Here is a 21482-nt window from a genome sequence, read left to right as displayed (position 1 = left end):
CCCCACTACGTCATCGTTGTTATGGGCCGAGGTCCGCACCCCCCGCCCCGGCGCGGGCATGGGCCCCCCCCCCGATCGGGCGCGGCGGCCCTTCCCGTATGACAGCCCCTCAGCGGGAGAGACCCCGCAGCCTCCGCCACGGTGTGAACGTGAACACCGCACCGCCCAGCAGGATCACCGTGCCCGCGACCAGTGCCAGGGCGCGCAGCGCGCCGTTGTCCTCGGCACCCGTCTGGGCCAGGCCGCCGCTCGTGCCCGCGCCTCCCGCACTGCCCGCTCCGCCGGACGCGGCGCCGCCCGAGGACGTGCCGCCGGACGCGCCGCCCGGCTGGGCCGCGGTGTCGAGTTCCAGGGAGAACGCGACATTGCCGGGCGGGGTGCAGGTCGTCGTCGTACCGAGCGCCTTCACCGTGAAGACACCGGGAGCGAGCGTCGCCTTACCCGTGGCGCCCGGCTTGTACGTGCCCGTCATGTCGGGGATCGTCATGGGCTCCCCGGACTTGATGGGATCCTTGTTCAACGGGCCCTCGACATGCACGGTGCCCTTGTCGGCGCCGCCGAGCCTGACCTCCATGGACGGCTTGACCGAGTTCGCCGGGATGTCGGCGGGGCTGTCCATGACGGACTTGGAGAACTTGACCGTCAGGTCGTAACTGCCGCCGTTCTTCTTGGCGTTGATCTGCACCGGGGAGACGGCGTTCTTGTCGCCGATGGGCGTCTTGCAGGCGTAGGCGACGCTGATCTCCTTGCCCTCGAAGTCGGTCTGGCCACCGCCGCCGCCCGTGCCGCCGGACGTCGTACCTCCGGAGGTCGTCCCGCCGGAGGTGGTGCCGCCGCTCGTCGTCCCACCGGACGTGGTCGTGCCGCCGGTTGTCGTCGTCCCGCCCGAGGTCGTCGTCCCTCCGGTCGTCGTCCCTCCGGTCGTCGAGCCTCCGCCCTCCGTCACCTTGATCGTGGCACCGGGCTGGACGGCCGCCTTCGGCGAGCACTTCGTGTCCGTCGACAGCGGCTTGGAGACGTTGATGTTGTACGCCCCGGGCGTCAGCGTGATGTCGCCCGCCTTCTCCAGCTTCAGCTTGGCCTTCATGTCCGGCAGCACCATCGGGCTGTTCTTGGGGATGGGCGGGTTCTGGCGCGGTCCCTCCATCTTCAGCTCGCCCGAGGCCGCGCCGCCGATCGTGATCGTGCCGGTCGGCTTGACCGTGTCCTTCTCCAGGTCGAGGACGTCCGGGTTCTTGGACGCGGCCTCGACCGTCTTCCACACCACCTCGACCTCGTCCCCGACCTTGGCCTCGGCGGGCGCCGTGATCTGCACCTTGGTGGTGCCCTGCACCGGCGGGAGGCCGGAGATCGGCGGTGGTATGCACTCGGTCGCGTACGAGACCTCGGCTGCCTGGGCGGGGCTCGCGGCCAGCAGGATCCCCGCGCCGCCGAGCATCAGCGCGACTCCCGCCGCACTCATCCTCCGTTGCGTGCTCACGAATGTCCCTTCGTCGTGGGTCGGTTCTCTGACGGTGCGGAGTCAGGTGTGAACCACGGCAGTGCCGTGGTGGTCGTGGTGCCGGCCTCCGTGGGGGCCGGGGGTGTCCCGCCTCGGGACCTGGAGCCGGGAAGGCGCGGGACGGGCAGCCGGACGGTGAGGTCCGCGGTGCGGTGCCGGCCCCCGCCCCGCGGGCGGAGCCGGTCGACGACGGCCATGCCGATACGGAACACGGCGGCGGGGACGACGACGGCCAGCAGGACCCAGAAGAGGGTCACGCCCCAGGGACGGCCCACTCCCCACGGCTGCGCGACGATGACCTTCGAGCCGTAGGTAACGGAGATCTCGTAGTCGCCGTGGGCTCCGGCGGCCAGCTGGACGGGCAGTTCGACCTGCACCTTGCGGCCCGGCTCGATGGTGCCGCGCCACTGTTGTTCCTCCCATTGCGGCGCGAACACGCCGTGCGCGGTGCCGATCCGGAACACCGGGTCCTTCACCGGCGCCGTGCCGAGGTTGCCGACGGTGAACTCCAGCCGGCGGGAAGGCGGGGCGCCGAAGAAGACGAGCACGCCGGATTCGCCTTCGAGCCGGGTCGCGGCGAGCACGGCGAGCCTGCCGCCGGTCGTCTCGCTGGGCAGGGGTGCCGTGGGGTGTCCGGCGACAGCGAACACGGCGTCCACAGCGGCCTGTTCACCGGTCACCGTGGCGACGTGCACCACGCACGGGCAGGGCTTGGGCGGTTCGGCGACCGGCATCTTCTTGCTGAACACGCCCTTGGAGTCGGTGGTGACGGCGCGGCCCTCGGCGTTGGCGCAGGCGTTGGTGCCGCCGATCACGCCTCTGGCGGGGGTGGCCTGTCCGCAGATCAGCAGCATGAGCAGGGCTCCGGGCCGCCAGCCGGTGCCGCTCACGGTGATGTCGCCGCCCTTGCCGGCCTGCTGCCGGGAGACCGCCACACGGGGACCGGGGTCGGCGGCGGTGGCGGTGGGCGCCGGCAGGAGAAGGAGCAGGGGAACCAGGGCGAGCAGCAGTGCCAGGGCCCTGCTCGTAGCTCCGCGCCGGCGGCCGGCTTCGTCCATCGTCATGCTCCTGACCTCGCCAACTGCCGGTCTGAGGTGGCCTGTTCGTCCTCCGGGGCAGGGGGACGGGCGCGACGGCGACGCAGCCACAGCGCGGTCGCCGCCGCGCCGAGGGCGAGTGCGGACGCGCACCACGCCCAGGGCACGAACCGCACCGACGCCGTCCCGTGTGCCGCGGGCGCACCCGCGGCCGTGGCCCGTACGCGGACCTCCACCGCGTCCAGCGCCGGGCGGTCCTGCCACTTCTCGGTGAGCGTGACGCGCCGGGCGGGCAGGAGTTCGGCGGGCAGGCCATCCGGGGTGCGGCGCAGCACCTCTCCGAAGAGGCCGTCCGCCGTGATCGTGACGCGCGGGGAGAGGACGGTGTTGCCCCGGTTCACCAGGGTGTAGCGGACGGTGCCGCCGGAGACGGAGACGTCCTCGACCGTGAGGGCGGCCAACAGCGGCCCGCTGACGCGGAGATGGATCCGTACGCGCGACTCACGGCCGCCCGACGACGCGGTGACGGCGGCTCGGTGGTCGCCCGGCACCGCGTCCGGCGGGACCGTGAGGGAGAGGGGAACCTCCGCGCGGGTGCGCGGCGGGACCGTGACGGAGGGTGCGGCAAGCACGATCCGGCCGCCCTCCCCGTCCGCCCGGAGCCGTACGGTGAGCGGTTCCCTGCCGGGGTTGGTCAGCGCCAGTGTGTCCTCCAGCACGGAGCCGGGCGCGCCTTCGGCGTAGATGTACGGCCGGTCCCCGCCCGGCCCGGGCGTCGCCGTCCAGGCCGGGCCGTCCGCCGCCACCGCGGTGACGGGCGTCAACAGTCCGGCCAGCAGCGCGGCGAGGAGCCGTGCCGTCACGGGTCAGCCCGCGGTCCGCCGGCCACCGCGCCGGGTCAGCCACAGCACGCCGGCCGCACCGGACAGCAGCACCGTCCCGCCGAGCGTGCCGAGCGCCGTCGCGGAGTCCAGCGGGCCGGTCCGGGGCAGTTCGTCGCCGCCGGACGGTGTGGCCTGCGAGTTCGACCCGGATCCGCCGTCCGATCCCGAGCCGCCGTTCGACCCGGAGCCGCCGGCAGCGGTGACGTCGAGTTCGAGGGAGGGCCGCGGATTGTTCTTGGGCGTACAGGTCGTCGTCGTACCGAGTGCCTTGATCGTCAGCACCCCGGCGGTGAAGGTGACCTTCCCGCTCTTCTTCGGGGTGTACGTGCCCGACAAGTCACTGATCTTGATGGGGGTGTTGGCCGGGATCGCCGCGGCGTTGGACGCGCCGGACACCGAGACCGTCCCCTCGCCCGCTCCGCCCACCTTGATGAGCGCGCTCGGGTTCATCGCGCCCTTGCCCAGTTCCACGGGGCTGGAGGAGACGCCCTTCTGGAAGGACATGGTCAGCCGGTAGCCACCGCCGCTCTTCACCGCCTTGATGTCGATCGGCGAGACCGCGCCCTTGGGGCCGATCGGCGTCTGGCACTGGTAGTCGACGTCCACGACGGTGGCGTGTGCGGCGGGGGCGGCCATGAGCACCACCGGTCCCGCCACCGCAGCCGCCAGCGCGAGTGCCGTCCGTTTCTGGTACCTCACCTCAAGTCCCCTCGGCCGGAAGTCGCCACAAGTTACTGACGACACATCAGATCGGGCGCTCAAGGTACGCCTGGGACCTTGGGGAGGGAAGACAAAGAGCACGCCGTATTGACGTGCTCCACAAGAGATTCAAAAAACGCCGGTGCACCCGGGAGGGCGCCGCCCCTAGGACGGCGCCGCGAGCTCCGCCCACACGGTCTTGCCGGCCGAATCCGGTGTCCGGACGACCCCCCAGTCCAGACAGAGCCGCTGGACGATGAACATGCCGTGGCCGCCGGGCCGTCCGGCGCGGTGAGGGGTGCGGGGCGCGGGCTGGCCGCCGCCGCGGTCGGTGACTTCGAGGCGCAGCACCTTGCCGTCGCTGGCGACGGTCAGCTGCTCCGGGCCGTCGGCGTGCAGGCAGGCGTTGGTGACCAGTTCGGAGACGACGAGGAGGACGTCCTCGGCGGCCGCCCGCCGGTCGGCCGTGGCCGCGGGGAGCCAGCCCCAGTCGTACAGCGCCTGGCGCGTGAAATCACGGGCGAGGGGAACGATCCCGCTGGCCGAGCCCAGGGCGAGAGTGCGCACCGGGGCGCCGGGAACCGCGGAGGCAGCGCCGGTGGCGCCTTCGGGCTCGGGGCCGAGGTCGCCCGGCGGCTGCTGCCGGGTGGTGCTCATCAGCGCTTCACCTCACCGATTCACCATTTCGCTAGTGCTTCCATACGCAGAGTGCCGGGTGGCCGACGGTCTGCGGGGTTCTCCTGCCCTGCCGACTCGTGACAACACGTACTACGCCGACAGCGGATTGTCCGACACGGACGACAGTGGTCTGCGTCTCAGTCGGCGAGAGCCGCGTCGAGCGACTCGTGGACGGTGAAGACCGCCTCTGCGCCGGTGATTTCCAGCACCCTCGCCACCACCGGCAGCAGTCCCGCCAGGTGGACCCCTCCGCCGGCCGCGTCCGCCTGAAGCCTCGCGGCCAGCAGGACGTTGAGACCCGTGGAGTCGCAGAACTCCAGCTCCGAACAGTCGATGACCAGTCGTGAGCGTCCTCGGGCGAGCGCCTCCTCCAGGGGAGTGCGCAGCAAATCGGCGGTGTGGTGATCCAACTCACCCGCCGGTTTGACTACCTCACTTCGGCCCTCGGTCCGAACCTCGACCTGAAGCCGGCCCCGATTCGCGCTGCCGACCGTCCCGCGGTCCATGCCCGTCCCTCTTCGCCGTGTCGTTCACCGTGTCATCACTGGGCGCACGCCGCGCACTGCCGCTCCGCACGCCGTACCGCACCCAGCATCATCGCGCCGTCGGGCGACGGCGCGACCTGGGCGGAAGACTACGCCTTCCTTACGCCACGGAGCCACCGGAACTCCCTGACAAATCCGACATACGGAATAATTGGTACTTGCAACTGCCCCTGGGGAGCGGGTAGGCCTAGTACAGACACAACGACCCACGACCGGCTTTGGAGGCGCCGCACACCGCAGCGCATGTATGGGCTTCGGCGGCCATACGCCGAGAACGATGGAGGAGACCATGTCACCCCGGCTCGACGCCTCGCGTACCCCCACCGCGCCGTCGACACTTCCCGAAACGACCGGCGACTCGTCCCGGCCCCTCGAAGGCCTGGAGGATCTCCCCGAGATCCCGCCCTTCGACCAAGTGGGCCCGCTGGACGCACGAGCGCTGTCCAAGACGCTCTTCGGGCGCCTCGAAGGCCTCGAAGAAGGCACCCACGAGCACGCGTACGTACGCAACACGCTCGTCGAACTGAACCTGGCGCTCGTCAAGTTCGCCGCCTCCCGGTTCCGCTCCCGCAGCGAACCGATGGAGGACATCATCCAGGTCGGCACCATCGGCCTGATCAAGGCGATCGACCGCTTCGAACTCAGCAGAGGCGTGGAGTTCCCCACCTTCGCCATGCCGACCATCGTCGGCGAGATCAAGCGCTTCTTCCGTGACACCAGCTGGTCGGTGCGCGTGCCGCGCCGGCTCCAGGAGTTGCGCCTCGACCTCGCGAAGGCGGGCGACGAACTCTCCCAGCGCCTGGACCGCGCGCCCACGATCGACGAACTCGCCACCGCGCTCGGCATCGGGCGGGACGAGGTCGTCGAGGGCATGGCCGCGAGCAACGCGTACACCGCGAGCTCGCTGGACGCCCAGCCCGAGGAGGACGACTCCGAGGGGGCGCTCGCGGACCGCATCGGCTACGAGGACCACGGACTCGAAGGCATCGAGTACGTCGAGTCGCTGAAGCCGATGATCGCAAGCCTTCCCCCACGGGACCGTAAAATCCTCTCCCTCCGTTTCGTCGCCAACATGACGCAGTCGGAGATCGGCGAGGAGCTCGGAATCTCGCAGATGCACGTGTCCCGGCTGCTCTCCCGCACCCTGGTCAAGCTCCGGAAGGGCCTGACTCTCGACGAGTGAGGGCGACCCCGCCGAAACGACCCGCGAAGGGCCCATTCCTCAAGGAATGGGCCCTTCCCCGTTATTGACGGGGCCATCCTGATTGGTCCACATTGAGCGCGGGGTAAATGGGGGGAACCATGGCTCTTGGGGAGGGCTGTCCTGCGGCGTACGCACCACTGGAAGAACTGATGCGCCGGCGTCTGGGCAGGGAATGTCTGTATGTGCCGTCATGCCGTCTCGGGCTCTATCTGGCACTGCGCCACTGGTGCCGGCCCGGCGGCCGGGTGCTGATGTCACCCGTGAACGACGACGTGATCTTCTTCGTGGTGCTCGCGGCCGGTCTGCGGCCGGTACAGGCACCCCTGCGCGCCGAGGACGGCTCGATCGACGTCGCGGCCGTGCCCGATGCCGCGTGGCAGGGGCTGTCCGCGGTGCTGACCACCAATCTCTACGGCAATCCCGACCAGGCTCCCGGACTGCGCGAGCACTGCGACCGGCTGGGCATCCCCCTGCTGGAGGACGCCGCGCACGCCATCGGCAGCACGGTCGGCGGGCAGCCGGTCGGAACCTTCGGCGAGGCCTCCGTCTTCAGCCTCTCCAAGCACACCGGCGCCGGGACCGGCGGGTTCCTCGCGATCGCCGATCCGGCCCGGCGGTCCGCGCTCGAACAGGCCCGCGACGAGCTGACGGATCTATCGGGACCGGTGGCGGAGCTGGCCTACGGGCTGAGACCCTACGCGGAGGCCGCCGTGCGGGGGCTCCGGCTCGTCGGGGCGGCCCGCGCCACCCTGCGGCTGACGGGGCGTGAGGAGCGTGAGGGCATACGGATGGCACTGCGGCCCGGCGAACTGGAGCAGGCACTGACCACCGCACCCGCTCTCGCGGACTTCACCTCCTGGATACGCGTGGACATGCACGACTACCGGCTCGCACCCGGCCCGCTGCGGCTGCGCCGCACCCATCGGCTGCTGAACCGGCTCGACGGACTGCTCGACGCGTACCGGGCCGGGGTCCGCACCCTGTCCGCCTCCCGCTGGGCGCTGCCGCGCCCCGGACCCGTCCAGCCACTGTTCCGGGTGCCGCTGCTCGTCGAGGACCGTGACGCCGCCGTCGCCGCGCTCGCCCGGCGCCGGATCACCGTCGGCTACCTCTACGACCCACCGCTCGACACCTACGCGGGGCCGCGCTTCACCGACCCCTCGCCCACACCGCAGGGGGCGGCCTGGTTCGCGCGCCACGCCCTGCCCGTCGATCCCCTGCGGGCCGACGCGGCGCTGGAGGTCCTCGACGAACTGGGCAGCCGTCCTGTGCGGCCGCCGGCCCGGATCGTGCCGGCACGGCCCGCCATGCAGGGCGGGACCGGTGTCTGACACGACCCGACTGCGGAAGCCGCAGCCCCAGGGCTCCGCCGTTCCCGGCGCACCGGAGGCGGACCGGACGGACGCGTCGCCGGCGGACACCTCCAGCGGCGACTCGATGTTCCGCAACGCCTACGCGCTGATGCTCTCCACCGGCGTCTCCGCGGCTCTCGGCCTCGGTTTCTGGCTCGTCTCGGCGCGCTACTACACCGAGGAGGCCGTCGGCCAGGGCTCCGCGGCCATCGCCGCGATGCGCCTGCTGGCGTCCATCACGGCGACCACGATGATCGGCGCGGTGGTGCGCTACGTCCCCCGGGCCGGGCGCGCCACCGGACCGCTGGTGTGGCGGGCCTATGCGCTCAGCTCGCTCGTGGTGTGCGTGGCCTCGGTCGCCTTCCTCCTCACCCTCGACCTGTGGGGGCCGTCGTACGCGCCGCTCGGCGGCCTCGGCCCCGGGATCTTCTTCGTGGCAGCCTGTGTCGGATGGGCGCTGCTGACGCTTCAGGACGGGGTGCTCACCGGGCTGCGCAGGGCCTTCTGGGTGCCCGTGGGCAACGCCGTCTTCTCCATCGGCAAGCTGCTGCTGCTCGCCGTGTTCGCGACGACACTGCCCGTGCTGGGGATCTTCGTCTCCTGGGGCGCGGCCATCGCCCTGTCGGTGCTGCCGCTGGCCTGCCTGATCTTCCGCCGGCTCATCCCCCGGCAGGTCGCGGCCGACCGCGACCGCGAGCCGCCGAAGGCGAGGGAGATCGGGCGGTTCCTGGCCGGCGACTCGGTGGGCTCGCTGTTCTCGCTGGCGATGATCAACCTGCTGCCGGTGATGGTCGCCGTCCGCTTCGACGCCACGCACAACGGCTTCTTCTACATCGCGTACACCGTCGGCGGCACGATGGAGTTCATGGCCATCAACATGGCCTCCTCACTGACCGCGCACGCCTCGCACAGCCCCGAGACCCTCGCCGCGGGCGTCCGCGGAGCGCTGCGGCGGATGACCGTGCTGCTCGTGCCCGTCGTGCTCTTCCTGGTGGTCTTCGCCCCGCAGATCCTCGCCCCCTTCGGTGAGGAGTACGCCACTCACGGCACGACGGTCCTGCGCCTTCTCGCGGCCGCCGCGCTCCCGCGCGTCGCGGTCGAGCTCTACATCGGCGTGCTGCGGGTCCAGGGACGCACGGGCGTGCTCGCGGCCCTCCAGGGCATGATGTGCGCCCTCGTGCTGGGCAGCGCGGCCGTGCTGCTGACGCCCGTCGGCATCGCCGGCGCGGGCTGGGCGATGCTGCTGTCGATGACGCTGATGGCCGTGGTGTCGGCGCCGGGGCTGCGTGCCGCGCTGTCGGGCAGCGACCCGAAGCCCTCCCGGTTCGCCCGGCTGCTGCGCACCCGGCGCGGCGCGGAGCCGCTGGAGTACGGGACGGAGTGGGCCCGCAGGGCCGCCGAGCGCCGTGAACGCGCCGCGCTGGAGGAGCGGGAGTACGGCGCCCGCCCGGCCTACGTGTCGAGCGGACACGACACGGCGACGCCCGCGTTCGGCTTCCCCGTGTACGTCCCCGAGCCCGCGGACGAACGGCCGTCCGCCGCCGACGGGGCGGAGGACCGGCTCACCCAGTGGCTGTGGCTGTGGCTCGGGATGGCCGCCGGTCTCTTCTGGGTGCCGCTCGCCCGCGCCGAGGACCTCGGCCGGCGCCATCTGCACGACGGCGAACTGCTCGACGCGCTGCCCCCGGTCACGCTCACCGCGGGCATTCTGCTGGTCGTCGTCTACGTCGCCGCCGTCGCGCTCCAGCGGCCCCGGCCGGTGCTGACCGGCACGGTCCTCGTGGTGACGGTCGCCGCGCTGCACACCGCGCCCCTGCTGCTGGGCATCCGGCCGGAGCCCGCGGCCGGCTCGTGGTTCGGTGCGTACGCGGACTTCCTCGCGGAGGCGGCCGGACTGGACAGTCCCGCCGGTGTGCTGACCACGCTGCCCGTCGTCGTCCAGCTGCTCTGCATCGGGCTCGCCGCGGCGGCCCTGCGCACGGCGGGCGCGGACGGCCGGGTCATCGCGGTCGCGGTGTGGCTGCTGGCCGTGGCCGGGTGGGCGGCGCAGGACGCCGTGGCCGGGGCGGCTCAGCCGGTGTTCGCGGGATTCGCGGGGCTCTACGCGGCCACGGCCCTGTGGGCGGCCCTGCGGCGCCGGGCGGTCAGCGGGTCGGGACCGGCTGTCTGAACCAGCTGTCGAGACCGGCCTCGCGGTAACCCTCGAGCGCCGGTCCCTCGTTGACCGTGAGGTCGCACTTGCGCTCCTCGGACGTGGGCCGGTTCCAGTGGACCATCGCCTTGACCCGCGGCATCGTCCGGATGACCTCGGGGATCTCGGTGTACCAGCCGCGCTGCCGGTCGGCGTCGTCCAGGTCCGGCGCGGTGGCGAACTCCGCCATCATCAGGGGCTTCTTCGCCGAGACGTTCTCCAGCAGCCAGTCGTAGGTGGGCCGTTGGCTGTCCTCGAAGGTCTTCCAGTCGGTGGTGTCGTGGCAGCCGAAGTAGTTGTACTGGTCCATGCCGATCCAGTCGACGTAGGAGTCGCCCGGGTAGAGCTGCTTCATCACGTCGGCGCTGCCCAGGTACCCGGAGACCGTCCACACCCAGACGACGTTGTCGGCGCCCAGCTCCTGGAAGCGCTGGTAGAGGTGCCGGTAGGCGGCGACGTACTCGGCGGGTGTGCCCGCGCCCTCCTTGATGCGCGCGTCGACCTCCTGGTCGAAGGAGAAGAGGACCTTCTTCCCGTACGCCTTGAGACGGCGGATCTGCGGGTCGATGATCTCCTTGTCGTGCTTGCCGGAGGCGATGTTCTTCCAGCCGAGCTGGGTCTCCGTGTAGTCCTCGTGATGGCGCTCGGTCCACACCGTGGACTCCCAGGCCAGCATGAGCATGCGCTCCCTGCCGAGCCGCTGCTCGTCCTCGGTGAGCAGTTCGCCGTCGACCTTGTTCCCCGACATGTCGTGGTACGTGTAGACGAGGTCCAGCTTGCGGCCGATCTTCTTCTCGAAGGCGAGGACCGGTTCGGCGAGAGAGCCGTCCTCGTCGTACGGGATGTAGGCGCCCCACCAGGCACCGCACCCCGGAACCAGCCGCTCGTCGGACGCGCAGCTCCCCGTCGGGGACGGGCCGGACGCCGCGTCGGCAGGCAGGTCCCCGCTCTTCCCGGGCGTCGTGCCCTCGTCCCCGCCCCAGACGGCGATCCCGGCGACGAGCAGCGCCACGACCATCAGGACGGCTGCCGTGTACATCTGCCCGCGGGGCACGGCGCGCCCCTTCACCGGTCACCCGTCGCGGGCTTGCGCTTCACTCGCTCGGCCGCCCCCTGGGTGGCGGCGGGCAGCGGCAGCCCGGGCAGCGCGGCGACCACGGTCGTGAACGCGGCGAGCGAGACCATGAACGCCGTGGCCGAGAACGCCTCCACCAGGAACAGCGAGGTGGCGGTCAGCACGCCCAGCGACAGGCTGATCGGGGCCGCCAGCGCGAACGCCTCCAGCCGGGCGCCCGACCGCAGCCGTGCGGGCTGCGGATGGAGCACGGCGAAGCCCGGCCCGAAGCAGACGAAGAGAAGCGCCGGGATCCAGCGCAGCGGCGAACCGCCGGGCAGCGCCGTCGCCGCGAGGGCCACCCAGCCCGAGAGGGCCACCGCCACTCTGAGCCGGTGCTCTTCCGCCTTCATCGGACGGTCCCCCCGCTTCCTGTCCCAGGGCCCTGCGGCCGGTACTCCAGCAAGACGCCGTACGGATGCTGCTCCACGACCCTGAACAACGGTGATGCCTCCAGGCGCGAGCGCAGCGTGGCGAAGCCGCCGGCCGGGAGAAGTCCCTCGCCTGCGCTGTAGATGTCCTGCGTCCGGGTGAGCAGGACGAAGGCCTCGGTGCCGCGGGGGATGCCCGCGGCCAGATAGCCCGCCGGATCCTTCAGCATCTTCTCGTTCTCCGGGAGTTCCTGCTCGGCGAAGAACCAGTGCTCGACCTGGTCGTAGCGGTGCAGCGCCTGCGGGAACGAGCCGGTGGTGGCGAGCAGCAGCGCGCCCTTCGGAGCGCGGTCGATGGCACGGGTGACCATCGCCGTCTCGGCGGGCGGCGTGTAGTACATCCTCTCCTTGCCGTAGTACGACGGCAGGAATCCCACGACCAGCGCCACCAGCACCACCGGGAGCGCCACCGCCGTGACCCTGCGGCGGATCAGATGGGCCCGTGTGGCCGGTCGGCGCAGGCCGGCGACGGGCGGGACGAGCGCGGCGGCCGCGAAGAACGCCGCGCCCGGGAGCCCGAAGAGGTAGACGCGGAACAGCATTTCGCCGCCGTAGTCGTTGACGGCGAACAGCGGCACCGGAGCGGCCGACACGAGCAGCAGCGGCAGTGCGCTGCGGGTCAGCTTGCGCCGCGTCAGCACCGCGATGCCCGCGAGCGCGGCGACCGCCAGCACCATCAGCACATTGGCGAGCCCCGCCAGCTCCGGCCCCGGCCCGGTCAGCTCACCGGCGTACCCCGCGCGGGAGTTCTGCATCAGCTCGCCGAGCGAGTCGCGCAGGGTGCGCAGGGTCTCCAGGAACAGCGGCCGCCCCATCGTCAGGTCCCAGACCAGCATGAGCAGTCCGGCGACGGCGAGGAGCCCCCAGTTGCGGTAGCGGCGGGTGAGCGTGAGGGCGAGCAGCGAGGCGCACAGCATCACCGGTGTGAGCTGGTGGGAGGCGTTGATGGCGACGATGAGCGGGGCGAGGATCGCGATGCAGACGGCCCGCTGGCGTACGCCGGTGGGGGGCGGCACCGGGGCCGCCACCGGATCCAGACAGGTACGGTCGCGCAGCCTGCCCGCCGATCCGGGGCGCACGAAGTGGCGCAGCACCACGGCCAGCACGGTCAGATGCAGCAGAAACGCGAACCCCTGCGGGGCCAGATAGTCCTGCCCGACCCAGTTGGCCACCTGGAAGATCCAGACGGCCGTCCACACCAGCCGCCAGTCCTCGGTGAAGGTGCGGTAGATCAGGATCAGTACCGGCATGACCAGCAGGCCGAGCACGATCGGCGCCCAGTTGAGATAGGCGGCCGCGCTGTCCACCCCGAAGACCCGCACCAGGGCGGCGTTGAGGGAGAAGAAGCCCGGCCACTGGTCGTACGCCGACATGTTGCCGGACAGGGCGGCGCCCGGCCGCAGTTCACCGTTCGCCAGCAGCTGGGTGATGACCGCGTCGTGCTTGGACGCCCAGGGGTAGCGCACCGAGTCGTACAGCAGGGCGGGCGCCGCCTTGAGCGCGATCAGCAGCGCGACGCAGTAGGCCGCGGGCCACCAGGGTGCGGTTCCGGCGCGGCGCAGACTGAACAGGAAGCCGCAGGTCAGCACCAGGAGCGACAGATGGAAGGCGATCGGCAGCCGGTCCAGCAGGCCGTAGTCGCCCATCGTGCGGTACCCGATGCGCGGCAGCGCGAACAGCCACAGACCCAGGCCGGCCAGCAGCGGCAGCCAGGTGAACAGGAGATCCGGCCGGAGCAGGTCCGGAGGTGTCCTGGTGGTGGTCCGGACCGCGTCGGCGGGCGGCGGCCCCTCTGCCGTCTCCAGGGCGGGCGACGGCACGCTGCGCCCGGTAAGCGGTGCAGGCATGCGTAGGCGCACAGTGCGACTCCCCCCACGAATGTGGTCGCGGCCGTCACGCCGCTTGTCCCTATCGGCGAAGTATAGAAAGAGATCTCACGTTTGCGTGGCTCTCCCGGATTCTTGTCCGCCGCTTCTGCCGCCGGTCCGCGAACCGCGCCGCCGCTTGCCGGGCGCGGGGCCGTGGACGCGTCCGGCTACCCCGCGAAGACCGGCCCCCTGACCGTCGCGCGGGCACGGCGGTAGAACCGCCAGCCGACCGTTTTGAACGAGTCGGGGAAGGGCGCGACCGGTGCGCCGCGGCCCTCCATCCACTCCTCGACATCGGCCGTGGTGTGCGTCCGCCGCAGTATCAGCCGGGAGATGCGGTAGGCCTCGTCGGTCTCGGAGCTCAGCGCGTGCCGGACGGCCACCGCCGAGGCGTAGCCCTCGCGCAGCGCGGCCCGGCGCACCGCCCGGCTGTTGTAGCCGTGCGGATAGGCGAGATGGGTCACCTCGTGGCCGAGCACGTCCTCCAGCACCCTTCGGGGCTCGAGCAGTTCGCGCCGCAGCTGGGACCGCGACAGCGTGTCCAGCTGCGGGTGGGTGACCGTGTGGGCGCCCACCTCCATGCCGTGCCGCACCAGCAGCGGCACCTGCGCGAGCGTCATCATCGGCGCCGGCGGCAGCAGCGAGTGCCGGCCCGGGGTGATGGCCCCGGTGGTGAGGTAGGCGGTGGAGGGCAGCGACCGGGCGGCGAGTGCCTCGGCGGTCGGGCCCGGCAGATCGGCGAAGCCGTCGTCGAAGGTGAGGACGACGGGCCGGTCCGGCAACGGTCGCTCGCCCGCGAGAGCGCGTACGAGCGTCCCGATCGTGACCGGGGTGCGGCCGCTCGCCACGACGGCGTCGAGCTGCGCCTCGAAGTCCTTCGGAGTGACGGTGAACTCCGCGATCCAGTCCGGCGGTTCGTCCATGACGGCGTGGTAGAGCAGTACGGGAATGCGTGGCATCGTCGCGCCACCGCCTCTCATCGGTTCTCGCGGTCCCAGGGCAGCGGTACGCCTCGGACCCGGCGGCGCGCCCTGGCGTAGCCGAGGGGACCCGCCAGCATGCCGCGGCGCTCCAGCCGCGAGAGATGGCGCGGCCAGGGGTGGTCCTGGGCGCCGTGCGCCCCCGGCACGACGGCGCCTTCGGAGTCGCGGTGCGCGGTGATGGTGCGGGCGTGGGCGAGGCCGCGGGGAAGTTTCCGCAGCAGTGCGGGCAGCAGCGCGGGGCGCCGCACCAGCAGGGCGGTGAGATACGCGGTGAGGCCGGCCCCGTAGCCGTACGCCTGGTTCGTCAGGTCCCGCCAGGTCTCCCGGTGGTGGTGCCAGACCAGGGCCTCGGGGGTGTAGCGCAGCCGGTGGCCGGCGGCGAGGACGCTCACGAAGGCGTAGAGGTCGTCGCCTCCCCGGGCGGGGGTGCCGGTGCCGGTCGCCGGGTCGAAGCCGCCGATCGCGCGCAGCGCCGACGCCCGGAAGGCCATGTTGGCGCCGGAGCCGAAGCTGCCCGCGGTGAACGGGAACAGCGGTTCGTCCGCGGGCGGGTCGGCCGGGTCGTAGGTCCGGGGCACGAAGCCCTTGGCGAAGCCGCCGTGGCTCTCCAGCAGGATCTGCGCGGGGGTGCCGAGCTTCGCAGGGAGGATCAGGCCGGTCGTGCAGCCGAGGCCGGGGTCGGCCGCGAAGGGCGCGGTGAGGGCGGAGAGCCACCGCCGGTCGGCGACGACGTCGTCGTCGGTGAAGGCGATGACCTCGCCCTCGGCGACCGCGACACCGCGGTTGTGGGCGATCGCGAGGCCGGGCACGGTCTCGCGGGCGTAGCGGACGCGGCCGGCGTACTTGTGCTCGACGAGGTCCTGGGTGGCGCCGGTGACGGGCGCGTTGTCGACGACGACGATCTCGAAGTCGGGGTGGTCCTGCACGAGCAGCGAGTCGAGCGCGCGGGCGAGCTGATCGGCGCGCTCTCGGGTCGCGATGACGACACTGACCCTCGGTGGCGGACCGTCGGCCGGGCCCGAGGTGGGGTCGTCCCCGGCGGGGCCCGCGGTGGGGTCGTCCCCGGCCGGGCGGGCCCCCTTCAGGTGCGCCCGGGCGGCCGCCGCCACCGTGGTCGCGGGGTCCTCGCCCGGCGGGACGTGACAGACGATCGTGGCGACCGGCCGGCCGCGCAGCCGGACCAGGGCGTAGACGTCCCCTTCGGCTGCGGGCTCCGCCTCGTCCAGGGCGGGGCCGAAGCTCAGCACGGCGCCCTCGGGGCCGTCCAGGTCCAGTTCGGTGACCTGGATCGGCGGCAACTGCGGTACGTGGGTGTCCATCGTTCTTCCTTGCTTCCGGGTGCTCCCGCTGTCAGTGGCCGCGCAGCCGGGCCAGCCGGTTCAGTGCCGACCGGCCGTATCCGGCGAGCCTGGGCCTGCTGCGGACGAAGCTGTGGGCGCGGCGGCCGGGCTCGCGGCTGATCCGGTACAGCGCGGCCCGCGGTCCGGGGCGGACGGACGAGCCTTCCCGGACGAGCAGTTCACAGGTGCGCAGCGCGTCCTTGTACTCCGCGTCGCCGCGGCCGAGGTCGAGCATCCCGATGCCCCCCGCCGCCGCCGACTCGGCCATCCGCAGATGCAGGATCAGTCCCGGTGAGTACTTGGCGAACTCCGGGTCGTACGCCGGGAACCAGCAGGACAGCACCGTCCGCGACCGCAGGCCGAAGTGCGCCGCGACCGGCCGGTCCGCGACGTAGAGCACGGAGAGCACACCGGAGCAGCCGGGCGTCCGTGTCCCGTGGAGGTCGCGCACCAGGGTGCTGATCCAGTCCTTGGCGAACCGGTCGCGGCGGCCCGTCCTGCGGTACTGCGCGGACTTCCATTCCATGAGCCGGCGCAGCGCGGCCGGATCACGCTCGTCGAAGACGAAGCGCACCTCGCCCGCCTGCCGGCCGAGCCTGCGCTCCTTGGCCAGGGTGGTCTTGAGGAACTTGGGCGACCGGGCCCGCAGCTCCTCCTCGTACGCCTCGTATCCCGTGCCGACGTCGATGACCGGGGAGGCGAACTCCTCCGCCGCCCCGGGCGAGAACAGCGGCTGGCCCGCTTCGAGGTTGTCGAACTCCCACGCGGACAGCCGGCAGGCCCGCAGCAGCTCGCGGGCCGTGATCTCCAGGCCGGGGCGCAGGATCGCGCCCTGGCAGTCGGACACTCCCAGTCCGATCGCCCGGCCGTGGCCGAGCGGACCGCGCTCGTGGGGGAAGAAGCCGGCCGGCTCCCCGTCCTCGCGCAGTACGGCCACTCCGGCGCCCGGCCGCACCCGGCCGACGGCCAGGGTGAACTCCGGCTCCATGAAGGGGTTGGCGGGCATGCCGGTCTTGGCACGCAGCTCACGCCAGGCTTCCGCCTCCCCTTCCTCCAGCTCCTCGGGCTTCACGACATGAATGCGTACACCGCTCAACTCGACCCCCCGGCCGCTCCCCTGGAACTTCCCCGGACAGGACGCTACCGGTCCAAATGCGCCCAGTCCCCCATTACGGGGAGCATCACCCATCTTGTGACGGAGTTGTGCAGTTCCAGGCCGTGAGGTTACGTGCGATGTCCGAGTGACGGGCGGGCTTGTGCACCAATGTGGCGGGGATTGGCCAACTGCGCTTCGAACGGGACCGGTTGATCGTAGGATCTGACTGCTCCCGACCCCCCTAGGGAGCTTTGTGTGTCCTGGAAGGGCTCAGCTCCGTGATCGTGATCAACGTCGTGGTCTGCAAAGACGCCGATTCGAGGTCGTCGTGGTGAGCCGGGCGGGCGCCGGGCCGGGGGTGTGGTGGCCCGTCGCGTTGATCGTCGCCGCCGCCGGAGCCGCGCTGACCGGCCGGGCCGCGGCCGACGCCGAGTGGCGGCAGATCCTGGCCGGCGGCTGCGTCGCCGTCGCGGTGCTGGTGATCGCCTGGGCCGTGATGCTGTCACGGCAGCTGGCGCTGGAGCGGGCGGGACGCGACCTGGACCGGCGCACCGCCGCCGCCCGCGGCGCCGAGATCGCCCACCTCGCGGCGGTCCGGCTGCCGGCGATCACCGAGCGGCTGCGCACGGGCCAGCGGCTGGACACCGTGCCGGGACCGCTCGCGCCCACCGCCCACACCGGCGAGGACTTCGCCCGTGCGCTGACGGCCGTGGTCGATGCGCTCGGCTCGGACGACGCCGTGCGCCGCGAGCGGGCGCTGCGCGACTCCGTCCAGGCGGCCTTCGAGTCGGTCGCCCGCAACATGCACGCCATGGCCACCGTCCAGCAGCAGGTGCTCGACCGCGTCGAGCAGACCATCGACGACCCGCGGCTGATGGCCGAGGTCATGAAGGCCGACCACGCGGCGGCCCAGATGACCCGCAAGTCGCAGACCCTGCTGGTGATGTGCGGCATCTGGCCGGCCCGGCGCGAGACCCGGCCGGTCTCGCTCTACGACTGCGTACGCGGCGCACAGTCCCGGATCGTGGAGTTCGGCCGGATCGACGTGCACGGCGGCCAGACGCTCTACGTCGTCCCGCCCGCGGTCGAGGGCCTGATGCACGCCATCGCCGAACTCCTGGAGAACGCCACGGTCTTCTCCCCCTCCCGCACCCAGGTCGTCGTCACCGTCCGCGAGGTGGGCGCCGGAGCCGTCGTGGAGATCGACGACGCCGGGCTCGGTATGCCGCCGGACGTCCTCCACCAGGCCCAGGCCCGGCTGCGCGAGGAGATGGACCTGGCGAACCTCGGCGCGGTGCCGCGCCTCGGACTCGCCTGCGTCGGGCGCTGGAGCCGGGAGCTCGGCTTCAAGGTGGAGCTGACGGGAGCGTCCGCCTACGGCGGCACCCGTGCGGTGACCTTCGTGCCGTACCGGCTGCTGACCGAGCCGCTGTCGCACTTCCCCGACCTCGCCGACCGGGGCACCGTCTCCGTGTCCCGCGCCGACCAGGCCGGCACCCACACATCGCCGCACGGCACCGCTCAACAGGCGGCCCTCCAGGGGCATGCCGCGCCCGGGGCACTGCCCCGCCGGCGCAGCCGTCGCGGCGCCGCCGTGGAGGCCGCCGCCCAACAGGCCCTCCAGGCACCGCCGCCCGCACCGGCCGCACCCGACGGTCCCGCCTGGACCCCGGAGGCCGCGCGGGCGTCGATCGCCAGTGTGGTCTCCGGTTCACGCCGCGGTCGCGCGGCCGTGGAGGACACCACAACCGACCCGTACGACGAAAGCGATGGAGGCCGGCCGTGACCGGGACCATAACCAGACTTCCCGACCTGGGCTGGATGCTGCGACCGCTCACCGAGATCCCGGGCGTCCGGCACGCGGTGGTGGTCTCCGAGGACGGACTGCGCCTCGGGCACGCGTCCGCGGAGAACCTCTCGGGGCCCGTCGCCTCGCTCAGCGTGGGTGAGGCCGAGGCGCTCTCCGCGGCCTGCGCCGCGATGACGATGACCGGACGGTCCACCGCCGCGCTGCTGTTCGGCGGCGGCGCCGGGGTCCGCCAGCTGATGCTGGAGTCCGAGCACGGCTTCGTGCTCTTCACCCACGCGGGCGTCGGCGCGCATCTGGGCGTGGCCACCGACCCGAGTGCCGACGTCGGACTGGTCGCCCAGCAGATGCAGTTGCTGGTCGCGAAGATCGGCGCGCACCTGGCCAGCCAGCCGCGGGACCCGGTGACCGATTCGTCATGACCGACCGCCCGGAGGAACGGACCACATCGGCGGTACGCCCGTATGTGATCACAGGGGGACGTTCGGACAGCGGCGGTGAGCCGCTGTCCTGGGAGACCCTCGTGATGGCCACGGACGCCGCCTTTCCCGCGTCCCTCCAGCCGGAGCACCACATGATCCTGGCCCAGTGCCAGGGGCTGCTGTCGGTCGCCGAGGTGGCGGCCCACATCGGCCAGCCGCCCTCGGTCGTCCAGGTACTGCTGTCCGATCTCGTCGAGTGGGGACTGATCGTGGTCCGCCCGCCCGTCCCGCCGGCCGAACGCACCGATGTGACCATGCTCAGAAAGGTCCTCAATGGCCTCGAAAGCCGCCTCTGACGCCCCGGGCCGGGCGCCGGGAGCCGCAGCGGGACACCCGGGCCCGCCCCCGGTCGCACAGCCGGGCAAGTACGTCGCCCCCAGCGTCGCGGGCGCCGCGAAGATCCTCGTCGTCGGACCGCTCGGAGTCGGCAAGACGACGCTCATCGGCACGGTCTCGGAGATCGCGCCGCTGTCGACCGAGGCGATGATGACGCGGGCCGGTGCCCGGGTCGACACCCATGTCCACAGCGGCAAGACGACCACCACCGTCGCCCTGGACTTCGGCCGGATGACGATCGACGGCGATCTGGTGCTCTATCTGTTCGGCACCCCGGGCCAGCCGCGCTTCCTGCCCGCCTGGCGGGACCTCGCCAAGGGCTCGCTCGGCGCGCTGGCCCTCGTCGACACCCGGGACCTGGAGGCGTCCTTCGACGCCCTGGGCAATCTGGAGGACCTCGGGCTGCCGTTCGCCGTCGCCGTCAATCTCTTCCCGGAAAGCCCGCAGCACGACGAGAAGGAGCTGCGGGCAGCGCTCGACCTGCTCCCCGAGACCCCGCTGGTCACCTGCGACGCCCGGGACGCCCGCTCCTCGGTCGGAGCGCTGATCGCTCTGGTCAGCCACCTCATCAACGCCGCCACGGAGTCGTCATGACCCTCCCGCCCCCGCCCACCGGCACCTCCCGTCCGCCGGCCGGCGGGCGCTGCCCGGTGGCCACCCCGCTGTACGGCCCGGACCTCGACGGCGACACCATGCCCGCCTTCTACGAGAAGCTGCGCCGCGAACACGGCCCGGTGGCGCCGGTGACCATCGCGCCCGGCATGCAGGCCTGGCTGGTGCTCGGCCACCGCGAACTGCTCCGCCTCACCCGCGAGGAGCAGGACTTCTCGCACGACCCGCGCCGCTGGACCCTGCTGCGCGAGGGGCGGGTGCCGCTCGACTCGCCGATCATGCCGATGGTCGGCTGGCGGCCCGCGCTGCTGTTCACCGACGGGCAGCAGCACCGCCGGATGCGCTCCGCCGTCTCGCACGCACTGGCCTGCATCAACGGGCACGAACTGCGCCGCAGCGTACGGGCCACCGCCGAGCGGCTGATCGCCTCCTTCGCCGACCGCCGCGAGGCGGACCTGGTGCCGCACTACGCGCGCAAGCTGCCGCTCCAGGTCATCACCGGCCTCCTCGGCCTGGACGAACGGACCGGCCAGCAGCTGGTGCAGGCGATCGCCGGGATGGTCGCCGCCAACGCGGACTCCGTCAACGCCGCCCAGCGCATGAACACGATCCTCCAGGGCCTCATCGAGGAGAAGCGGCGCAGGCCCGGCAACGACGTCACCTCGTCCCTGCTCCACCACCCGGCCCGGCTCACCGACGAGGAGGTGCTGCACAACCTCGTGGTGATGTTCGTGGCCGGCAACCAGACCACCGTCAACTGGATCGCGACCACGCTGCGCATCCTGCTGTGCGACCCGGCCTTCCGCTCCTCGCTGACCGGCGGGCACCTGAGCGTCGACGACGCGCTCGACCTGGTGCTGTGGCGCTACCCGCCGACGCAGAACTTCCCCGCCCGCTACGCCACCCGGGACCTGGAGTTCGGCGGCCAGCACATCCGCACCGGCGACATGCTCCTCCTCGGCCTCGCGGGAGCCAACCAGGACCCCGAGGTCCTGCCGCCCGACGGTGTCCCGGTGACCGGCAACCGCTCGCACCTGGCGTTCGGCGCGGGTCCGCACACCTGCCCGGCGCAGGACCCGGCCCGGCTGATCACCCGTACCGCCGTGGACACCATCCGGCACCGGCTGCCCGATCTGGAGCTCGCCGTACCGGAGTCGGACCTGGGGTGGATCAAGTCGCCCTGGAGCAAGGGGCTGGCGGCGCTGCCGGTGCGGTTCACCGAGCCGCAGCTGCCGCAGTCCGCGCCGTCCCCCGCCGCAGAGCAGCAGGCCTTCTCGCCGACCTTCCCGCAGTCAGGAGAGCCCCGTTGAACACCTCCCCCA

At 72.2% G+C, this 21482-nt stretch carries 20 protein-coding genes; 8 read left to right on the top strand and 12 right to left on the bottom strand.

The window, feature by feature from the left end:
• Window positions 1-109 precede the first annotated feature (109 nt).
• The 6 genes from ACFWU3_RS09565 to ACFWU3_RS09540 all read right to left on the bottom strand — a co-directional run bounded on the left by ACFWU3_RS09565 (window position 110) and on the right by ACFWU3_RS09540 (window position 5305).
• The gene (locus ACFWU3_RS09565; protein ID WP_384433608.1) at window positions 110-1462 is read right to left on the bottom strand and encodes a hypothetical protein; all 1353 of its coding nucleotides are present in this window, start codon (window positions 1460-1462) and stop codon (window positions 110-112) included.
• A gap of 14 nt (window positions 1463-1476) precedes the next feature.
• Window positions 1477-2565 carry a neocarzinostatin apoprotein domain-containing protein gene (locus ACFWU3_RS09560; protein ID WP_384433605.1) on the bottom strand — a complete coding sequence of 363 codons (1089 nt, stop codon included), beginning with the start codon at window positions 2563-2565 and terminating at the stop codon, window positions 1477-1479.
• Window positions 2562-3401, bottom strand: coding sequence for a hypothetical protein (locus ACFWU3_RS09555; RefSeq protein ID WP_384433602.1), 840 nt, complete (start codon window positions 3399-3401; stop codon window positions 2562-2564). Before ACFWU3_RS09555 ends, ACFWU3_RS09560 begins: the two co-directional genes overlap by 4 nt.
• 3 nt (window positions 3402-3404) lie before the next feature.
• Window positions 3405-4121 (bottom strand): peptidase, encoded by a 717-nt coding sequence (locus ACFWU3_RS09550; protein ID WP_384433599.1) that lies wholly within the window; start codon window positions 4119-4121, stop codon window positions 3405-3407.
• Between the two features lie 165 nt (window positions 4122-4286).
• The gene (locus ACFWU3_RS09545; protein ID WP_384433596.1) at window positions 4287-4778 is read right to left on the bottom strand and encodes an ATP-binding protein; all 492 of its coding nucleotides are present in this window, start codon (window positions 4776-4778) and stop codon (window positions 4287-4289) included.
• 158 nt (window positions 4779-4936) lie between these two features.
• Window positions 4937-5305 carry an STAS domain-containing protein gene (locus tag ACFWU3_RS09540; protein ID WP_313945943.1) on the bottom strand — a complete coding sequence of 123 codons (369 nt, stop codon included), beginning with the start codon at window positions 5303-5305 and terminating at the stop codon, window positions 4937-4939.
• Between the two features lie 328 nt (window positions 5306-5633).
• On the opposite strand from ACFWU3_RS09540, the gene ACFWU3_RS09535 reads away from it, so the two are divergent.
• From ACFWU3_RS09535 to ACFWU3_RS09525, 3 genes are all read left to right on the top strand, one after another.
• A complete protein-coding gene (locus ACFWU3_RS09535) occupies window positions 5634-6527 on the top strand; it encodes an RNA polymerase sigma factor SigF (protein ID WP_356705572.1) in 894 nt (297 codons plus the stop codon).
• Between the two features lie 170 nt (window positions 6528-6697).
• Window positions 6698-7879, top strand: a complete 1182-nt coding sequence (locus ACFWU3_RS09530) for a DegT/DnrJ/EryC1/StrS family aminotransferase (RefSeq protein WP_384433656.1) — start codon at window positions 6698-6700, stop codon at window positions 7877-7879.
• Window positions 7872-10070 carry a lipopolysaccharide biosynthesis protein gene (locus ACFWU3_RS09525; protein WP_384433593.1) on the top strand — a complete coding sequence of 733 codons (2199 nt, stop codon included), beginning with the start codon at window positions 7872-7874 and terminating at the stop codon, window positions 10068-10070. The genes ACFWU3_RS09530 and ACFWU3_RS09525 overlap by 8 nt, the downstream gene beginning before the upstream one ends.
• Here ACFWU3_RS09525 and ACFWU3_RS09520 read toward each other — a convergent pair.
• From ACFWU3_RS09520 to ACFWU3_RS09495, 6 genes are all read right to left on the bottom strand, one after another.
• Window positions 10045-11130 (bottom strand): glycoside hydrolase family 26 protein, encoded by a 1086-nt coding sequence (locus ACFWU3_RS09520; protein ID WP_384433653.1) that lies wholly within the window; start codon window positions 11128-11130, stop codon window positions 10045-10047. The genes ACFWU3_RS09525 and ACFWU3_RS09520 overlap by 26 nt on opposite strands.
• 26 nt (window positions 11131-11156) lie before the next feature.
• Window positions 11157-11558, bottom strand: a complete 402-nt coding sequence (locus ACFWU3_RS09515; RefSeq protein ID WP_384433590.1) for a hypothetical protein — start codon at window positions 11556-11558, stop codon at window positions 11157-11159.
• On the bottom strand, window positions 11555-13483 hold the full coding sequence (locus ACFWU3_RS09510) for a hypothetical protein (RefSeq protein WP_384433587.1): 1929 nt from the start codon (window positions 13481-13483) through the stop codon (window positions 11555-11557). The genes ACFWU3_RS09515 and ACFWU3_RS09510 overlap by 4 nt, the downstream gene beginning before the upstream one ends.
• Window positions 13484-13671: 188 nt before the next feature.
• Window positions 13672-14463, bottom strand: coding sequence for a polysaccharide deacetylase family protein (locus ACFWU3_RS09505; protein WP_384433584.1), 792 nt, complete (start codon window positions 14461-14463; stop codon window positions 13672-13674).
• 17 nt (window positions 14464-14480) lie between these two features.
• Window positions 14481-15806 carry a glycosyltransferase gene (locus tag ACFWU3_RS09500; RefSeq protein WP_384433581.1) on the bottom strand — a complete coding sequence of 442 codons (1326 nt, stop codon included), beginning with the start codon at window positions 15804-15806 and terminating at the stop codon, window positions 14481-14483.
• Window positions 15807-15837: 31 nt separating this feature from the next.
• The gene (locus ACFWU3_RS09495) at window positions 15838-16908 is read right to left on the bottom strand and encodes a GNAT family N-acetyltransferase (RefSeq protein ID WP_384433650.1); all 1071 of its coding nucleotides are present in this window, start codon (window positions 16906-16908) and stop codon (window positions 15838-15840) included.
• A gap of 346 nt (window positions 16909-17254) precedes the next feature.
• Between ACFWU3_RS09495 and ACFWU3_RS09490 the strand changes: the two genes are divergently transcribed.
• Genes ACFWU3_RS09490 through ACFWU3_RS09470 form a run of 5 tightly spaced genes read left to right on the top strand, consistent with a single transcriptional unit; the run spans window position 17255 to window position 21470 of the window.
• The gene (locus ACFWU3_RS09490; RefSeq protein ID WP_384433579.1) at window positions 17255-18709 is read left to right on the top strand and encodes an ATP-binding protein; all 1455 of its coding nucleotides are present in this window, start codon (window positions 17255-17257) and stop codon (window positions 18707-18709) included.
• The gene (locus tag ACFWU3_RS09485; protein ID WP_313945935.1) at window positions 18706-19152 is read left to right on the top strand and encodes a roadblock/LC7 domain-containing protein; all 447 of its coding nucleotides are present in this window, start codon (window positions 18706-18708) and stop codon (window positions 19150-19152) included. Before ACFWU3_RS09490 ends, ACFWU3_RS09485 begins: the two co-directional genes overlap by 4 nt.
• Window positions 19149-19508 (top strand): DUF742 domain-containing protein, encoded by a 360-nt coding sequence (locus ACFWU3_RS09480; RefSeq protein WP_384433576.1) that lies wholly within the window; start codon window positions 19149-19151, stop codon window positions 19506-19508. Before ACFWU3_RS09485 ends, ACFWU3_RS09480 begins: the two co-directional genes overlap by 4 nt.
• Window positions 19486-20142, top strand: coding sequence for an ATP/GTP-binding protein (locus ACFWU3_RS09475; RefSeq protein ID WP_384433573.1), 657 nt, complete (start codon window positions 19486-19488; stop codon window positions 20140-20142). The genes ACFWU3_RS09480 and ACFWU3_RS09475 overlap by 23 nt, the downstream gene beginning before the upstream one ends.
• Entirely contained in the window at window positions 20139-21470 is a 1332-nt protein-coding gene (locus ACFWU3_RS09470; RefSeq protein ID WP_384433570.1) for a cytochrome P450, read from the top strand. Before ACFWU3_RS09475 ends, ACFWU3_RS09470 begins: the two co-directional genes overlap by 4 nt.
• Window positions 21471-21482 lie beyond the last annotated feature (12 nt).

Origin of the sequence: Streptomyces sp. NPDC058685 (assembly GCF_042714725.1) — a bacterium.
GTDB lineage: Bacteria > Actinomycetota > Actinomycetes > Streptomycetales > Streptomycetaceae > Streptomyces.
Note: the sequence above shows the minus strand (reverse complement) of the source record. Positions and strands in the feature narration are given on the sequence as shown.

What these genes read in the sequence shown, in the direction of transcription:
- ACFWU3_RS09565 (WP_384433608.1), bottom strand. Translation starts at nt 1,462, where the DNA reads ATGAGTGCGGCGGGAGTCGCGCTGATGCTCGGCGGCGCGGGGATCCTG.
- ACFWU3_RS09560 (WP_384433605.1), bottom strand. Translation starts at nt 2,565, where the DNA reads ATGACGATGGACGAAGCCGGCCGCCGGCGCGGAGCTACGAGCAGGGCC.
- ACFWU3_RS09545 (WP_384433596.1), bottom strand. Translation starts at nt 4,778, where the DNA reads ATGAGCACCACCCGGCAGCAGCCGCCGGGCGACCTCGGCCCCGAGCCC.
- ACFWU3_RS09540 (WP_313945943.1), bottom strand. Translation starts at nt 5,305, where the DNA reads ATGGACCGCGGGACGGTCGGCAGCGCGAATCGGGGCCGGCTTCAGGTC.
- ACFWU3_RS09535 (WP_356705572.1), top strand. Translation starts at nt 5,634, where the DNA reads ATGTCACCCCGGCTCGACGCCTCGCGTACCCCCACCGCGCCGTCGACA.
- ACFWU3_RS09530 (WP_384433656.1), top strand. Translation starts at nt 6,698, where the DNA reads ATGCGCCGGCGTCTGGGCAGGGAATGTCTGTATGTGCCGTCATGCCGT.
- ACFWU3_RS09520 (WP_384433653.1), bottom strand. Translation starts at nt 11,130, where the DNA reads ATGTACACGGCAGCCGTCCTGATGGTCGTGGCGCTGCTCGTCGCCGGG.
- ACFWU3_RS09515 (WP_384433590.1), bottom strand. Translation starts at nt 11,558, where the DNA reads ATGAAGGCGGAAGAGCACCGGCTCAGAGTGGCGGTGGCCCTCTCGGGC.
- ACFWU3_RS09510 (WP_384433587.1), bottom strand. Translation starts at nt 13,483, where the DNA reads ATGCCTGCACCGCTTACCGGGCGCAGCGTGCCGTCGCCCGCCCTGGAG.
- ACFWU3_RS09505 (WP_384433584.1), bottom strand. Translation starts at nt 14,463, where the DNA reads ATGCCACGCATTCCCGTACTGCTCTACCACGCCGTCATGGACGAACCG.
- ACFWU3_RS09500 (WP_384433581.1), bottom strand. Translation starts at nt 15,806, where the DNA reads ATGGACACCCACGTACCGCAGTTGCCGCCGATCCAGGTCACCGAACTG.
- ACFWU3_RS09480 (WP_384433576.1), top strand. Translation starts at nt 19,149, where the DNA reads ATGACCGACCGCCCGGAGGAACGGACCACATCGGCGGTACGCCCGTAT.
- ACFWU3_RS09475 (WP_384433573.1), top strand. Translation starts at nt 19,486, where the DNA reads ATGGCCTCGAAAGCCGCCTCTGACGCCCCGGGCCGGGCGCCGGGAGCC.
- ACFWU3_RS09470 (WP_384433570.1), top strand. Translation starts at nt 20,139, where the DNA reads ATGACCCTCCCGCCCCCGCCCACCGGCACCTCCCGTCCGCCGGCCGGC.